Source organism: Flavobacterium inviolabile, from assembly GCF_013389455.1.
GTDB classification, from domain to species: domain Bacteria; phylum Bacteroidota; class Bacteroidia; order Flavobacteriales; family Flavobacteriaceae; genus Flavobacterium; species Flavobacterium inviolabile.
The window spans coordinates 2715789-2732860 of sequence record NZ_CP058278.1; the positions used below are offsets into that span (position 1 = coordinate 2715789).

Annotated in this window: 15 protein-coding genes; 3 read left to right on the plus strand and 12 right to left on the minus strand. The window is 36.3% G+C overall.

Annotation, left to right across the window (positions count from 1 at the left end):
- Nucleotides 1-80: 80 nt before the first annotated feature.
- Nucleotides 81-1499: a TlpA family protein disulfide reductase gene (locus HW120_RS12135; protein WP_177734362.1), complete on the minus strand. Its 1419-nt coding sequence runs from the start codon at nt 1497-1499 to the stop codon at nt 81-83.
- A 155-nt stretch (nt 1500-1654) separates the two neighbouring features.
- On the opposite strand from HW120_RS12135, the gene HW120_RS12140 reads away from it, so the two are divergent.
- The 3 genes from HW120_RS12140 (at nt 1655) to HW120_RS12150 (ending at nt 7966) form a co-directional block, all read left to right on the plus strand.
- Nucleotides 1655-3274, plus strand: coding sequence for an ABC-F family ATP-binding cassette domain-containing protein (locus HW120_RS12140; protein WP_177734363.1), 1620 nt, complete (start codon nt 1655-1657; stop codon nt 3272-3274).
- Between the two features lie 143 nt (nt 3275-3417).
- Nucleotides 3418-5115, plus strand: a complete 1698-nt coding sequence (locus tag HW120_RS12145; RefSeq protein WP_177734364.1) for a WG repeat-containing protein — start codon at nt 3418-3420, stop codon at nt 5113-5115.
- 121 nt (nt 5116-5236) lie between these two features.
- The gene (locus tag HW120_RS12150; RefSeq protein WP_177734365.1) at nt 5237-7966 is read left to right on the plus strand and encodes a fibronectin type III domain-containing protein; all 2730 of its coding nucleotides are present in this window, start codon (nt 5237-5239) and stop codon (nt 7964-7966) included.
- Between the two features lie 52 nt (nt 7967-8018).
- Here the strand turns inward: HW120_RS12150 and HW120_RS12155 are convergent, their stop codons facing one another.
- The 11 genes from HW120_RS12155 to HW120_RS12205 all read right to left on the minus strand — a co-directional run bounded on the left by HW120_RS12155 (nt 8019) and on the right by HW120_RS12205 (nt 17069).
- Nucleotides 8019-10037 carry a M48 family metalloprotease gene (locus HW120_RS12155; protein ID WP_177734366.1) on the minus strand — a complete coding sequence of 673 codons (2019 nt, stop codon included), beginning with the start codon at nt 10035-10037 and terminating at the stop codon, nt 8019-8021.
- Nucleotides 10038-10258: 221 nt separating this feature from the next.
- Entirely contained in the window at nt 10259-10996 is a 738-nt protein-coding gene (locus tag HW120_RS12160; protein ID WP_177734367.1) for a phosphodiester glycosidase family protein, read from the minus strand.
- A gap of 144 nt (nt 10997-11140) precedes the next feature.
- Entirely contained in the window at nt 11141-11263 is a 123-nt protein-coding gene (locus tag HW120_RS17855; protein ID WP_177734368.1) for a helix-hairpin-helix domain-containing protein, read from the minus strand.
- Nucleotides 11263-11685 (minus strand): VOC family protein, encoded by a 423-nt coding sequence (locus tag HW120_RS12170; protein WP_177734369.1) that lies wholly within the window; start codon nt 11683-11685, stop codon nt 11263-11265. Before HW120_RS12170 ends, HW120_RS17855 begins: the two co-directional genes overlap by 1 nt.
- Nucleotides 11686-12019: 334 nt before the next feature.
- Nucleotides 12020-12469, minus strand: coding sequence for a DUF1569 domain-containing protein (locus HW120_RS12175; RefSeq protein WP_177734370.1), 450 nt, complete (start codon nt 12467-12469; stop codon nt 12020-12022).
- Between the two features lie 404 nt (nt 12470-12873).
- Nucleotides 12874-13467, minus strand: a complete 594-nt coding sequence (locus HW120_RS12180) for a hypothetical protein (protein ID WP_177734371.1) — start codon at nt 13465-13467, stop codon at nt 12874-12876.
- Between the two features lie 367 nt (nt 13468-13834).
- Nucleotides 13835-14476, minus strand: coding sequence for a hypothetical protein (locus HW120_RS12185; protein ID WP_218618722.1), 642 nt, complete (start codon nt 14474-14476; stop codon nt 13835-13837).
- A gap of 378 nt (nt 14477-14854) precedes the next feature.
- On the minus strand, nt 14855-15136 hold the full coding sequence (locus tag HW120_RS12190) for a GNAT family N-acetyltransferase (RefSeq protein ID WP_177734373.1): 282 nt from the start codon (nt 15134-15136) through the stop codon (nt 14855-14857).
- Between the two features lie 20 nt (nt 15137-15156).
- Entirely contained in the window at nt 15157-15612 is a 456-nt protein-coding gene (locus tag HW120_RS12195; RefSeq protein ID WP_177734374.1) for a GNAT family N-acetyltransferase, read from the minus strand.
- A gap of 143 nt (nt 15613-15755) precedes the next feature.
- Entirely contained in the window at nt 15756-16439 is a 684-nt protein-coding gene (locus HW120_RS12200) for an alpha/beta fold hydrolase (protein WP_177734375.1), read from the minus strand.
- Nucleotides 16440-16676: 237 nt separating this feature from the next.
- Complete coding sequence (locus HW120_RS12205) at nt 16677-17069, minus strand: OsmC family protein (RefSeq protein WP_177734376.1); 393 nt, start codon at nt 17067-17069, stop codon at nt 16677-16679.
- Between the last annotated feature and the right edge of the window lie 3 nt (nt 17070-17072).

Here is a 17072-nt window from a genome sequence, read left to right on the forward strand (position 1 = left end):
TTTCCACAGTTATACATTAAAAAAGGCGGTTTCTTATAAAAGTAACCGCCTTTTTCGCTGATTTAGTTTGTGTATTCTCTTTATTTAAGGTTCTTTTCAAAGTCGGCATCAAAAAGGCTTACAAAAGCATTTTTGATAGTCCCGTCCGGTCGCAGCAATATTGTCCGCTGGATTTTTGTAATTACCCAATGATCTTTTAAAGCTTCAAAATTATTGGACCGCAACTCGTTTGTATCTTCATTTTCAAACTGATATTGTGCTAAAATCTGTTTCCATTCCTGTTCGGAATCGTCTACATTGATCGATATAAAATTGATTGCCGGATATTTCTTTTTAAGGGCACTTACTTTCTTGTGTACGGTAACCATGTGGGCTTTGGCGTTTGACGTCCAGAAAAACAATACGGTTTGTTTGCCTTTTGTTAAAGCGGCCAGATCCACTTTTTCACCGTTCAGGTTGGAAAGGTCGGCCGGCGGTAATTTTTTTCCTTCTGTAAGCGACTGAATCGCATCACTTATTTTTTTGATCTCGTTATGATTACTGTTGTCGGTAGACAATTGCGAATAACGGTCAAAGAATTTCTTTTTATTATGCATGTTCTGGTCTTCCAGCAAATACATAAAAGCGATATTGTTTAAAACGCTGTTTTTGATCTTTTCGTTTTTAAACAAGGTGTCGGCAATGTTCAGCTTTTTGATATTGCTTTCAATAGCGCTTTCTTCCAGGTTGAAATGATGATTCGGATCGGAATAAGCAACATTGTTCAGCATGGCCGTTAAATAGCGTACAAAAGGAGAGTAGTTCGTCAGTTTCGCATTGTTGAAGTTGATTTCTTTACGGAAATCGTAATATTCTTTTGGCAGCTTGGTGTTTATTTCTTCTCCGGTGCGGCGTTCGTGTGCAAACGGATAAATTTCTTTTTTGGCAAGATGATTGAATTCCAGACTGGCTTTGGCAAATAAATCAAAGTTTTCATCCCAGTTGATTTCTGTTTTCTTTCTCAGATAAAAAGCTTTTTTGCGGGCGTAAATGGAATCAATGCTTTTGGAGAAACTGTTGTAATCCTTATCGAAAAGATTAAACATATTGTTTTTGTCCGATTCGTTTTTAAGATACATTTCCATCAGGAAATTGTTTTTCTGATCGCCGCGTCCGCAAAAAACGATAGAATTATCAAAATCACCGGAATTGATCCGCACCATCAAACTGTCGTTTTTATCAAAATACACATACTGGTATTCCGGATCATGGCGGAAGGTGTACATACCCGGCGTTAAGGAATCGAATTTCTTAAAGAATCTGTTTTTGTCATCTAAGGTCAGGGTATCAATAACCTTATTATCTTTACAGAAAAGCACGTAACGACTAAGGGGATTGATTACTTCGCCTCCAAAATATGCGGAATAATTGTCACTCTCAAATTTCTTATTGCAAGAAGTAAGGGAACAGATTAATATTGAGGAAACCGGAAGTATAAAATTTCTTATATAGGCAAACATTCAAACAAATTTATCTCTAAACAAAAGTATTTCTATATTATAGAACAGCCTGTTAATGTACAGTTAAAATAAAGCTTTATAGATTCTAAATTAGATAGTTCAAAACTGCACTATTTTTTCTACTTTTGCAACAATTTTATAAAAAATCAATTTCAATGTTAACAGTTTCTAATTTATCGGTTCAGTTTGGTAAGCGAATTTTGTTTGACGAGGTAAATGTAACTTTTACCCAAGGTAACTGCTACGGTATTATCGGTGCTAACGGAGCAGGAAAATCAACGTTTTTAAAGATATTATCAGGAGATATAGATCCAACGTCAGGTCGTGTAATCCTTGAACCGGGCAAACGTATGTCGGTTTTAAACCAGAACCACAACATGTTTGATGAGCATACGGTGCTTGAAACTATCTTAATGGGAAATAAAACCTTATTTGCCGTTAAAAAAGAAATGGATGAGCTTTATCTGGATTATAAAGATGAAAATGCAGACAGAATAGGGGAATTACAGGTTCAGTTTGAAGAAATGAACGGATGGAATGCCGATTCGGATGCAGCAGCAATGTTGTCGAATTTAGGGATTTCGGAAGAACATCACTATACTTTAATGGGTGAAATGGATGCTAAATTAAAAGTACGTGTCCTTTTAGCGCAGGCTTTATTTGGCAGTCCGGATGTATTGATCATGGATGAGCCTACGAATGACCTGGATTTCGAAACCATCGGATGGCTGGAGAATTTCTTAGCTAATTATGACAATACAGTATTGGTAGTATCGCACGACCGTCACTTCCTGGACGCTGTTTGTACACACGTTTCGGATATCGACTTCGGAAAAATCAACCATTATTCCGGTAACTATACTTTCTGGTACGAGTCCAGCCAGTTAGCGGCGAAACAACGTGCGCAGCAAAACAAAAAAGCAGAAGAGAAAAAAGCAGAATTAGAAGAGTTTATCCGTCGTTTCAGTGCGAACGTTGCCAAATCCAAACAGGCAACTTCCCGTAAAAAAATGATTGATAAATTAAATCTGGACGAGATCAAACCGTCAAGCCGCCGTTATCCGGCAATCATTTTTGACCAGGAGCGTGAAGCGGGTGACCAGATTTTAAATGTTCAGAACTTAAGTGCTTCTATTGAAGGCGAAACGTTATTTAAAAATGTAGACCTGAATATGGCAAAAGGCGACAAAATTGTTGTTTTTTCCAAAGATTCCCGTGCTACAACGGCATTCTATGAGATCTTAAACGGAAACATGACACAGGATTCCGGTACGGTAGAATGGGGAATTACGACAAACCAGTCCTATCTTCCTGCAGACAACCACAGTTTCTTCGAAAATGATTTAACATTAGTAGACTGGTTACGCCAATGGGCGAAAACAGAGCCGGAAAGAGACGAAGTTTATGTTCGTGGTTTCTTAGGAAAAATGATCTTTTCCGGAGAAGAGGCTTTAAAAACAGGACGTGTATTATCCGGAGGAGAAAAAGTACGTTGTATGCTTTCCCGTATGATGATGTTGCGTGCCAACGTATTAATGCTGGACGAACCAACAAACCACCTGGATCTGGAATCGATTACAGCATTTAACAACTCGTTGAAAAACTTTAAGGGGTCGGTATTGTTTACCACACATGACCACGAGTTTGCTCAAACGGTTGCAAACCGCGTACTGGAAATCACGCCAAATGGTGTTATTGATCGTTACATGACGTTCGATGACTATCTGGAAGATGATAAGATCAAAGAATTAAGACAGAAAATGTACACTGTATAAATAATGAATCCCGCCTTACAGCGGGATTTTTTTATAACCGGATTGCCCGGTATTGTAACCGATTACCGCGATTTTGTGTAAAATGCAATTCGCCCGATTACAATTGCCTATAAATGCTATATTTGACATCTATTCCAATTTTTATGAAACTATCGTTACAAATCTGTCTGTTTTTACTTTTTTCACTCGGGGCTTTCTGCCAGGATGTTAGTATCCCTTTTCGCGAAGGCAATGCTTTTGGAATATCGGATTATCAAGGCAAACTGCTTACTAAAAACCGGTATGATTATATTGATTACCAGCGGAAAATGCCCAAAGGTTATTTTTATTTTTCAGAAAAAGGAAACAAGGGAATTCTTTACAACGGCAAACCGGTAGTTTCCGGAGCCGAATATGATGAATTTGGTATAGAACCGCATAAATTCATTATAGCCACTTTACGTGAAAATTCCAATACGTCCAAAACATATAAGGATGAAAAGGAATACCATTACTATAAGAAAAGAAGAACCGGACAGGCAATATTCAATTTAAAAGGCGAGAATCTTTACCCGGATAATTTCAAATATATCAGGCCAATCGATACGGTTGGCATAAGTGCGATCAATAAAAAAAGAGCCCGTTATGCTCTAATAGCGGTTACTGATTTTGATGACGCCTACAGCTTGTTTGTTTACGATTGTGATAAGCAGAAAATTTCAGAATGGCTTTTAAAAGATTATTATAAAGTAACGTTAGACAGGTCTTTATCGCTTCCCGGCCGAAGTATTTATTTAACAGCATCCCGGCAGCGGTCTGATGCAAAAGAACCCATGAAAATCATTAATGATAACGGAAAGTTTACGTTACAGAAAGTACCCGTGAAACAGGAGGATGACAGGCAGGAAGTATATGAGGGAAGCGGATATGGTTCCGGAACGGGCAGAGGCAGTGGCGATGTTAAAGTTATGGATGGAGGCGATGTACCAGAACCGTATGCCTATGTAAAAGCAGATGGAGGAAGTGTTACGCCTACGCCTAAGAAAATAAAAAAATACAGTACAAACAGTTTCGAAATTAAAGACGGTAAACTGTTTTTAAGCGAACGGATTGCCGGGCAAAAAGAAGCTTCACCGGCCATAGAATTTCAAATGCCGGCAAGTGATAAACCGTATGCTTTTGAAAGCATCAGCTACGGAGGTGTTATTGAAGATACCGAAGAAAAACGCGTAAACCTAAAAAATATCATCCTTTATAAATCCGGTGACCAGTACGGAATCATTCTTTCCAGCGAACAGACAATCCCAAGCCGTTATGAGAGTATAACCCCGTTAGCATTCGATGTTGCCGGAAACCGGACGCTACTGTTTATTGTAGGTCAAAAAGACGTAAATACTCCACAAATAAAATACGGGCTGATCGATAAAACGGAAAAAGTGATCATCCCGATTCTGTATGACGAACTGGATCCTTTTGCGCTGTCAAAATATGCCACAAAGGAGTTTAACGTTTATATAAAATACTGGAGGGTTAAAAAGGATGGAAAATATGGCGTGATCACACCATTTGACGGTATGGTACTCCCGGTTAGTTATGACGAGATAGAAGCCAATAAAACAAACTACCTGCGCCATGATGATGATTTTATCAGTCTTAAAAAAGACGGGTTGTATGGTTTTGTAGCCGACTGGGATTTTACTGCGGAAAAGATTATCCAGCCGGTTTTCCCTTATAAAGTAGGCTTTTACGACCGGAATTATCAAAAAGAAAAACGATTACTGCTTTTGGGACTGGTTAATAATGAAGGGAAATTCTTTTGCTATGCGCGTAAAGACGGCTTCCTGTACTATAAAGAAAAATAATCCTGATAATTTAACACGGTTAACGGTAAGGTAAATAAATAGTGTAAAAGGGTAACGTTGTTTTAAAAGTGTTTGGCGGTGAGCAGAATACTTTTGCCACGTCTAACTAAACACACTATTCATGAAAAAAATTTACTTTTTGCTCTTCCTGATGGTCGGCCTGACCGTCAAGGCGCAAACGCTGTATCCGTATTTGCAGAATGTCACGCCGACATCCATTTACGTCACCTGGAAAACCGAAAACAACACCGAATCGATTGTAGAATATGGAACTGCTGCAGCCGATCTGAATGTTACCGTTACCGGAAACACGAACATCTTTACCGATTCCGGTTATCCCGGAAACTATTATTACCACAGTGTAAAGCTGATTAATCTTGCGCCGAACACGAAATATTATTACAAAATAAAAACCGGCAGCAATACTTCTGCGGTTTATTCTTTTAAAACCCTGCCCAATCCCGGACAGGCAGCTACAGCCGACGGGCATATCCGCTTTTTTATCATGGGAGATAACCAGCTAAAGGCTGTTCCCCGTTATGATTCGCTGGTGGCGGCAGCCAAAAGAAAAGTTCAGGAAAAATGGGGCGCACCGGAAGACCATATCGCGATGACATTCATGGTAGGGGATCAGGTCGATGTGGGAACACTGGATCATTATGAACACGTACATTTTAAAAAGAACCGCTCATTATCCGGTAATGTACCGATTCAGACAACTGTTGGGAATCACGAAACTTACGGAACTTTAGGAATGCAGTCTTACTATGACCATTTCTATATCAGTGAACTAACGTATAAAGGGATTGCTTCAGGAACCGAAAATTACTATGCCCAGCAAGCCGGAAACGTATTGTTTATCAGCCTGAGCTCGGAACACACCGGAGCGGCACAAATGAACTGGCTGCAACAGGTGGTAACGGCTGCCAATGCCGATCCTACGGTAGACTGGATTTTTTCATTAAGCCACAGACCGTATCAGGCAGAGCAATATGTGGGTGATATCTCCACATGGGTACGAAACTCGGCTGTTCCTTTATTGGCAACTTCATCAAAATACAGCATGCACATTGGGGCACACCACCATTTGTATCACAGAGGGCAGTTAAAGAACACACCAAATTACAATATTATTTCCGGAGGAACCGCCTGGGATCAGTATTGGGGAATGTCATCGGAACAGGATTTTGATGACGTGCAGAAAACGATCTGTAACTGGATTTACCAGATTGTGGATATTGATGTTGTCAATGGTAAAATGGACGTAGAAAGCTATTCTATCGGAAGTGTGGACCAATGGAAAAACAACCAGCTGATGGATGAATTCCACCGTTATAAAAACAAACCGGCTCCGGAAAAACCATCCATTCAGAACACCTTTACCGGAAATACAACATTGCCGGTAACTATTGAAGGAAGTCCGTATACCACAACTGCTGCGGAATTATTAAACACCAGCCAGTTTGTGATTTCAAAAACATCCGATTTTAATATCATTACCAAAGAAGTATACCGTGATTTTGAAAACCTGTTTGGAATGTACCAGACACAAAAAGATTCAACAGCAGATCGCAATCTGGGTGTGGATATCACCAAAATGACACTGGCGTCTAATTCGATTCCGAACGGACAATATTATGTAAAACTGCGTTACAGGGATCGCAACCTGGAATGGTCACCGTGGAGTGATATTAAAACATTTACGATTACCGGTAGTAATGTGGTGAATACAACCATCGTGACCGATTCTATTGCGTATGCTCAGAATGCGCCTATTAAAGTAAACTACAGCGATGCTCCGGCAAGTACTTCCACATGGATTGGTTTGTATAAAGAAGGGCAGACTCCGGGTTCGGCTTCACCTTCGCAAACCTGGCAATATACCAATGGAAACCCGACCGGAACGATAACTTTTGCTAACGGTCTGGCAACAAAAGGGCGCTATTTTGCCGCTATATTTTCAAACGGAGGGTATACCGAAATTGCTCCGCGTCAGTTCTTTTATGTAGGTCCGGTTCCTGTAGTGGCAACCAGTCAGGAAGAATATCCGGTGGGAACAGCTGTGAACGTAACATTCAGTAACGGACCGCAATTGCTGAAAGACTGGATCGGTATCTATAAAATGGGGCATATCCCGGGTGAAGTAACGGCTACAGCTTACCAGTATGTTACAACTACTTCCGGAAGTTTAACGTTCAATAACCTGCCTACAGGCTATTATTATGCGCAATATTATCTGCAGGACGGTTATAACGCCATCGGGAACAAAGCTTTCTTTAAAGTAGGAAACCTGGTAACCGATTTATGGATCAACAAACCGGTATATGATTTGGGAGAGCAGATTGTTGCTTCGTGGACCGATGCTCCGGGTATTGTAAAAGACTGGTTGGGGATTTACCATGAAGGGGAGAACCCGAATATTGATCCGCTATTGAGCTATACTTATTTTAACGGACAGGCAGAAGGTACCTTAGCCTTGACCGGAACGGCATTGCCAACAGCAACCGGGAATTATTTCCTGGTGATGTTTACCAACGATTCTTACAATGAAGTATCCAATCGTGTTTCTTTTGAAGTAATCGACGGAACTTTGGGAACCAATCCTTTTAAAATTGACAACGGTTTAAAAGTATATCCGAATCCTACCAATAATGTCAATCAAACGATTGTACAATCGGATTATCCTATTGATGAAATCGAGATTTTCAATACGGAAGGGAAATTAATGTATGCAACTAAAAATGTGAATAACAATAAATATTCCCTGATCACTCAGGATTTACCAACAGGTGTTTATATTTTAAAGATTCATTCCAGAAAATTGTTTACAGCAAAGCTGATTGTTAAATAGTGGATTATAAAGGTTCTGTAAACAACAACTCCCGCCAAAAGCGGGAGTTTTTTTATAATAATTGCGTTTGAAAAACCAGGAGTTGCTTTTTAGTATTAAAATAATGTTGCTGTACTAAATAGAGATAATTCCCCAGAACCGTAAACAAAATAGAAATATTGGCATCGTTATAGTTATTGTTTGAAAAATAGACAATCTCTTCTGCCAGATAAGCTGTAATGTTTTCCTTAATTTCCGGAGTAATAATGCTCTGAATTCCAGGTGCATCCGTAACTTCTTTTAATTTAGTTCTGAAGTGACTTTCATTAATCCTGAAATTTTTCATATTTCTGTTAATGTCATCATATTCTAAGGTTTGAAAAACAAAGCTAAATGAACTATAAGTTGTGGTATAAACATTTATTAATTCATCATATTTTGAATCGGCACTAAAAAAACTGTGGTATAGCCTTGATAAATTATCTTTATTTGTACGGTCTTCAGATTTGCAATAGAAAAATCTGAAAATGGCAATATCATTTTTCAAAATAAGCTGTTCCAGGTCTTTTTGTTTGTTTTTTAACTCTGCAACCAATCTTCGTGTATCTCTTATTTTATATTTATTGCCATCATAATCAAACGTTTTGAGTTTAATGGTATTTTCATTTTCAATTATTTCTTCTAAAGTTCCGATATCTTTTTTCAGGCTGTAAAGCGACAAAATATTATCCATTTTGGAATCATCAAATAATTCTTCAAAGGTTTTTGTACTTTCTGAAATACTGTTTATTTCGGAATCTACATTAAATGCCAATGGATTATAATTGTCATAATAACCGTTATATACTTCGGGAAAAGCATTTTTATCAAAATTGGACTGAAATTCCTGTTCGAAAGCATTTATATTTTGAATAGCCGGTGTTTGCTGATATTCAATAACTTTAAAAAGTTTATCGGTAATCCGTTGTTGTGTCATTTCAATATTTTCAAACAAGGTATTAGCAAAATTGTTTTCAATATTTACAGACGGAATATTTAATCTGTCAAAAGCTGCAATCCGTTCCTCTGAGGATGGGTGTGAAGCCCATTGATTTTTGATAACTAATTTTGATTTATTGAATCGATCTAAATTCTGAAAAGTAACATTAGGTATTCCATGCAGGTTTTCAATTTTATTTTTTGCTGCTAAAAAAGTCATTATAAAAAACTGTTTTGGAAAAATATTATCAGTTGTAATAGCTTCAGAAATTTTACCACTGTAAAAATTGAGTACTTCATTATAGGACTCATCTGCTAAACTCATTCGTAACATTGAATTTTTCATTGGTTCCGAACCAACAATATTGGCTGCAATTTCATCGGCATGGAATTCCATTTCCCGGGATAAGCTCATATAGCTGATATTAACAACGTCATACGTTTTTCTTAGAATCCATTGAATTCCACGTACTACTGTTATGGAAATTCCCATAAAGATGATTGAATAATTACTGGTATTAGCCCATGACTGAACAGACTTTTCATAGGACTCATTGTCATACAGCATATCGTATATAATCTTATTTACGTTATATACATAACTTCCTACTTTCATGGATTTTTGAGAGAAATGACCAAATTCATGTGCTAAAATCCCTTTAAATTCCGATATAGTGGTACTATTCACCAGGCCAAGCCCAATGTGTAAATTCTTTTTTACGGGTAAAAACATACTCCAAAAGCTGGAATTGTAAAATACGGAGGCGTTTACTTCTGAAGATAAATAGATTTTTTTAGGGAAATCAGTACCAATTTCAGAGACTAATTCCTGAAGCATGGCATGTAACTTTGGTTCCGATTTAATGTCAATTTCCGTTAGATGGGAATTATCGGTTTTATTCTTTTTGAATAAAAATTTGATAAGGAAATAGAGAATAAAAACACCAACACTGGCAATACCCAATCCCAGCATAAGGGTAATTAATGAAGGCCGTATAGCCACAACGGCTATTGCTCCATATATACAGGCAATAAAGATGCCTATAGCTAAAGCTATTAATAATAAATAAACAGTAATAAAGAATAAAATGGCAAACATGGCTTTGGTTGCCATTTGCTTAAAGCGTTTAGAAATTTTGACAGGCTGCATAATCTTAAAATTAACAGCCTCAAAGATATAGGATTCCTTTGTTTTTTTAAACAAAATACATTTATGGAAGTATTATATCACAAAAAAACTGATTATGATAACCGGCTTTGTAAATTACTGTTAAAACAGCACATCGTGAAGATCCGGATTTTTATCAAAAACGCTTTTGGCAATACCTTACCATATTATTTCTTGTTTGTTGTTACTCCAATTATTACTCCAAAATTTCCGTCAGTTTGTGTCCAACTTTGTTCAGGCAAATAAGTTCTTGAAACAAACCCGTCAAGATACAAAGCGTTCTTACAACCTAATTTTTTAAAGTAGTCAGCAAAGTCGTAAAAATTTATTTCGCTCCTGGACATTGCAAAAATTAATTTGTTGTCTGGCAAAATTCCAACACCATTTCTAATGTTCAAATTGTTTGAGCCTTCTTTAAAAGCGGAATGAATTTGTCCGTCAATAACTAACATTGGTCCTGATTGTGTTGCATATTTTATTTGTCTTGTTTCTTTGTATTCAGAAGTCTTACAAATTTTCGGCAAGTTGTCTGTTGTAATATAAAAAACACCATTTGGCATTAAATAGAAATTTCCGTTTCCTTTTGTAGTGTCCAACGCTATAATTTGTCTCCCATTGTCAATAAAAAGTCCTTGTGGTGAGTTGTCTTTTTTAAACATTCCGCCGTTCATAGCAAAATTCAATTTTTTGTTTTTTGTGTCAAGCCAATTTTTAAGGTTGTCAATACTTTTAAAAATTTCGCCTTTGTCATTTTTCCAATAAAATTTCAGGTCTTGTATTTTTGTGTCAACGGTGTAAGAAACAAATCTCTCATCGGTCTTAACTTTTGTCTGTCCAAATAGAAAATACCCAACTGTCAGAAGGGCAATAAAAGTTAGCAATATTATAATTCTATTTCTGTTCACAGATCATTTCTAATGGTTGCAGACGCCGGGATAAAGCTAACTTACAAATAAAAAGCAAATGTGAAACACATTCAGCGGCGCAAAAAGTACAAAATTCAATTTAGTATTTAACCCCGCTTTTTGCCAATGCGATGTTATAGGCAGTTATTTTTTGTCTTTCCAATTCCACCATTTTAGTTTTTCACTATCTTGTCTGTTCATTGGTGTTTCTGCAAAATATACCGCACACCTAAAAACATAAAGTAAACACCTCTCTGTTGCTGTCATTACAGTTTTACGTTGTCATTTTCGTCAAGTTTCCAAAACGGATTGTAAGCAACTTCAAACAAATGTCCGTCCAAGTCTTTGAAGTAACCACTATAACCGCCCCAATAAACCTTTTGTGCAGGTTTTACGATTGTTGCACCAAGTTTCGCAACTTTTTCTAAAATTTCGTCCACTTCTTTTTCCGATTTTGTGTTGTGTGAAATTGTTAGTCCCGAAAATGTTGTTGGCTGATATGTCAATGTTGTATCGTTTACAAGTTCGTGTATTGGGTGCAACGCTAAAATAATTCCGCCTAAGTCAAATAGCGCTAAACTGTCCGTACTTTTGTCGGATTTTTTCCAGCCAAGTCCATTTTCGTAAAAGTTTAATGATTTCTGAAAATCATCAGTTCCAAGTGTTATTAAGTTTAGTTTTTGTCGCATTCGTTGATTTTGTGAAGTTCGGTTGTATAATTGCAGAAACTTTGTATCCGTTCGGGCGGGATTTCCGCACAAACTTTCAAATCCCGACTTTCCCCCGCCTGACAGCAAACCGTTTGTTAACAGTAGGCATTTTGTTATGCTACTTGTTATTTGTTTTGATATGTACCTTCAAGTTTTTTAGATAAGTAAATCTGGCTTTTAGTAATTATATTGATTGTCTATATTTTTCAGTATATACAACGAAGATATTATTTTTCATTATTTTCAAAATAGCCGAGATGTAAATTTATTTGTTCAACATGCTGATATTAAAATTTACTATATTTCAAATTACTTAAACTCCAAATTGTCTCAAATGATGGTCAAAATGTTTCCATTGTACGATTGCCCATTCATTGGGTGTCAATTTTCCAAAAAAAGGATGAGGGTGTTTAGTGCATTTTTCTAGACCATTTTCATAAAACTGTTTAATAAGTAAGATTGCTTTACTCTTTTCTTTTTCAAAATCTTTTTGGTCTATAAAAGTATAGTTTTTACTTGTTGGTGAGTTTTTTGAAAATTGCTTTTTACTTACATAACGGTTTTTAAAAAATCTACCTATAATTTTCCCAATTAACATTCTTTCTTGGCAATTACTGTCCAATGCAGTTTCTATAAATGCATTTAAATGAGCCAGCATTTGCCCAATGCTCATTTTTCCCCATTTTCTTTGTGTGTTAGGTGTTAATTTTTCGACACGGTTTAAAATTTCATCAACATCTATTTTGTTATATAGGTTTTTCATTTTTTTTGAAAAATTATTATTTAGTGATATATTGGAATTGCTTTCCGCTAACACTCAAATATACGAAAATTTTTTAGCTTCAAAAAAACAGAATATACGTGTAACAATTTATAAATCAATGTTTTGATTTATTTTTAATTACTCGTAAGTACTTACAAATAACATTCAATTGAATTCACTTTATCTAAAATGTGAAAGAGGTCAATCTCGTAGAAAGTTTAGGTATCAATTTTTTTATTTTCCGTGAAAAACGAAAAGGTGTTTTAATCACAGGAAAAGATTGTGTTGTTAAAGATGGTCCTATTTGGAATCCATAAAAATTGATTATTCCAATCCGATCAACCTGATAAAATTAATTCTACAGTATACATAATAACTATTTAGACAGTAATTAAACCGAAAGATTATAGTCTAAATAATTTTAAGATAAGAGGATCTATTTTTAAATCGGGACGAAAAATCTGGATTCCTTTAATAAAGTGCTTTTGAAGTTCCAGTTCATTACTGATATCATTCCATAATAGATTAGTCTCTATTCTTTTTACATTATTCAACCTTTGCAAGTTGATATTTGCTGCCTCAAGGTGAAAATAAATTCCTCTTTGCATCGGATTAAATACCGTAAATTCTTTTGATGATCTATAGTATCTCCTTTCCAGTTTTATACCAATATCATAAGTAAGTCCGGAGCTACATAGGCCGGTATATAATACTTTATCCACAAGTTCATCATCGCCATTATAATAGAAAACACCATTTTTATTAACAATTATTTTTTTAATCATTGGCTTTTTCTTACTTAGCTGTACTCCGAAAAAGAGTAATAGTGCAAAAAAAAGAACCAATACGATTAACCCAGGATTATAAGCTCCCATCCAAAATAGAAAAAGAGAACCAAATAGAGGAATGCCCAAAAAGCAGGTAAACATTAAAATCTTAATGCTAATATTAGCATATTTACACGGCTTTGATTCAACACTGATAAATTCTTTTCTCATAAACTTGTGTTTTGTTAAGGATTCGTGTTTCTCTTCTTCTTTTCTTTTAATTCTTTTTCAAAATCTGTTTTACCAAGGTTTGCAAACATATTTGGATGGATTTCCTCAATATTCTTAAAAAGAAAATTCACTTCATTTTTAAGGCTATCGGGATTTAATCTTTTTTTCTTGAGCGTTCAAACTTTTCGCAAAAAACAAACAGATAGTTAGAATTATGAATTTTATAATATTTCATTTCAATATTTCTTGCGTTTTGTATGTTAACCTTATAGCTACCGAGCCGCAGCTTGGCGACAGTGACGGATAAGAAAGCCTAAACTTTCAATAGCGCACTAATCTAAGCAACGGCCTTTTATAAGCATTGGAGCTAAGGTAAAATCATCGGGCCCAAAATGATCATCCACATAATATAGCCTGATATGCTACCCAGAACACCGGAAAAAATAAAGGTTAATCTGTACTTTAAAGGAACTATTTTGAGTATTAAAAAGGATATAATGCATAATCCGATGCTTCCTGAAATAATAGAAAACGTTCCCTCATAGCATCCCAAATGATTAGAAATTTTTAGTTCATCTCCCCAAAAGTAATTTCCTTTATTAAAAAAGATACCGTTGATAATTCCTTTAAAAAAATTAAAAACTTCTCTGGACCAGAACAAGGACAGAAAAATAAGTCCCCATTTCATAAATGAAGTTGTATTTATCGCTTTATAATACTGGAATAGCAATATCACAAAACCAGCTGTACCAATAAAGACGGTTAGCAAAACACCTCCTAAAGTTATAAATAGCTCATCGGTATTTATTTTTTGGATCTTTATAACATATTCATTTTTCTGTTTAAAAGGCAAATTGTTTTCAATTTCAAAACGATACCTGTCGTATGTTTTTAAAACATCGCTTTTAAAATCATTAGACCATTCTATACTGGCATAATGCAGTGTATTTTGATAACCTAAACATTTGGCAACGGCTATATGACCGTATTCATGTGTAATAGTTCCCAAAATAGTCAACAGTATAAAACAGCCTGACAAAAGAAACAACATACGTTTATAAAGAATAAACATATAAAAAGCATTATAATCAGTTAGGATAGACCGATATATCGTTTAATTTGTTCCTAATAGCAGTAACAACCGGTAACATTAACGAAATTATTTTTTTCATGATTTCAGATTTTAATTGTTAATAGCACTTACTATTTTTATCTATACTGTTGCCTGTAAGTGTATTACTTAAATTTACCAGTACGAAATTGTATATTATTTCTGCTAAAACCAAAAAATCAGCTACGCACTTATACTCATACTCAATAATTATCCCGTTTTAAGTGTTAATTCGTTATTAGGTTATCTGCTTATGATAATCAATATATTTCTATTTTAAAACAGCACATCATGAAGATCCGGATTTTTATCAAAAACGCTTTTGGCAAAAGGACATAACGGTAAGATCTTAATATTGCTTTTTCGGGCAAAAGCCACTGCTTCCAGTACCATATTTTTACCAACGTTCTGTCCCTTAAAATCCGGATTTACTTCGGTATGGTCTATTATTATTTTATCAGTACCAGCCCAGCTGTAGGTCATTAATCCGGCTTCTGTGTTAGTATCTACGGCTTTAAAATAGCCTTTGTTGCTTTCGTTTACTTGTTCTATTTTCATTAAAGTATCATTTAATCTGGTTATTTTTTAGTGTATTCCATACGGTACAGGTCAAAACCTGCTGCCCAATAATCTTTTACAATTTCTTTTAGCTCAAAACCGTTTTTTTCGTAAAACGCATATACCAGTTGGGATGTTCTTACCGTAATCAGCTGTATATGGTTTAAAGCTTTCAGTTTTTCTATGCGATGCTTTAAAAGCATCCCGCCAATACCTTTGCCCTGGTATTCCGTATGCAGTATATCCCAGCTGATTTTTCCGGTTGTAAGGTCTTCTGAAAAATTAAACCCGCCGGAACCAATGATTTTATTGTCATATTCCACAACAAAATACTGTTCGATTTCATTATCGAGGTAAAAAATCAGATCGGCTTCTTCTTCCGGAGAAAAATATTGCGGGGTGTTTAGCTGCAACAAGGCAATAACCGCTGGTTTATCGGTACTTTTATAATTTCGGATGCTAATTTCGGTATGCATGGGTAGTGTTTGCCGGTTAATTTTCAAAAGTTTTTCGCTGCTTAACAGTAAGAGTGCTTCAAACGTTTCATTAAATCAAATATAAAAAAAATCTGTCAGTTTTTTTGAATCCGACAGATTTAGAATGCTGGTAAACCCCCGAATTATAATAGTTCTTTTGCCGCACTAATGATAAAATCGGCAATTTCATCCGGTTTTGAAGCCATAGAGGCATGTCCGGTATGTAACGAGATTGTTTTGGCTTTCATTCTTTCCGCAAAGAAATGCTGTGTTTCCGGCGGAATCATATTGTCGTTTTCTGAAACCTGGTACCATACCGGCAGTTTTTTCCAGCCTACAGTTGTTGGCTTTTCTTCAAAACATCTTCCGGAAGTCGGTTTTTGGGCCGCAGCCATTACCAAAGCTTCTTCTTCACTGCAATCCTGGGCAAAACTTGCCCGGAATAAATCTCTTTTAATCCATAGGAAACCGTATTTATCCGGGTAAAGGCTTGCTGCGCCTGTAGGCGGTTTTGTCCTGCCTAATAGCTCCCCGAGATTTTCCGTTTCATCCGGTGCAAAGGCGGCAATATACACCAGCCCGACTACATTGGGGCATTTTACAGCGGCTTCGGTTATGATAGCGCCGCCATAAGAATGACCTACTAAAATAGTTTGTCCTTCCAGTGATTCCGCCAGCCTTTTTACGGTTTCGGCATCATCTGTGAGTGACGTTAAGGGATGTTGTGAGGCCACTACTGTATAACCGGCTTTAGCGATTATCGGGATAACTTTTCTCCAGTGAGAACCGTCTCCCCAGGCTCCATGTACCAATACGATGTTTGACATAAGTTTTATTTTAAAGTTAGAAATCCTAAGCAATATTTAGTGATGCATTCCTGCTGCAGCACTATTATCCGGGGCAACTTATTCAAAAATGGAAACTTTGTTTTTTGGAGCGATCTAAGTTACAAAAATAACGGACACTAAAATCTAAAATAATAGCAATCAGTATATTGTAACATTTTTATAACAGGCGCTATAAAGAACCGGCCTGATTTTTTGTAAACCAGGCCGGTTCATATATTATAATATGGTCGTTGTTATGGCTATCGGATTGGATAAGGCTTTGTGAATAGGACAGCTGTCTGCAATTACCCGCAAACGGGCACGCTGCGCTTCATCAAGATTACCGGTAAATTCGATTTTGCGTTCCAGCTTAGTAATATTGGCAGGAATATCCCTTTCGAAAGTCACTTCGATTTTCACATCGGTTAAATCCCAGCCTTTACGGTCGGCATACATGCGCAGGGTAATAATGGTACAGGCGGCAAGAGAAGATGCAAACAGTTCCTGTGGGGCAAAACCAAGGTTCTGTCCGCCCATGCTTTCCGGTTCGTCCGCTAAAAGGGTGTTCGTGCCGGCAGTAATCGTGGTTTTATAAAGTTCTTTTCCGATATGTGCGTTGATTGTATCCATACG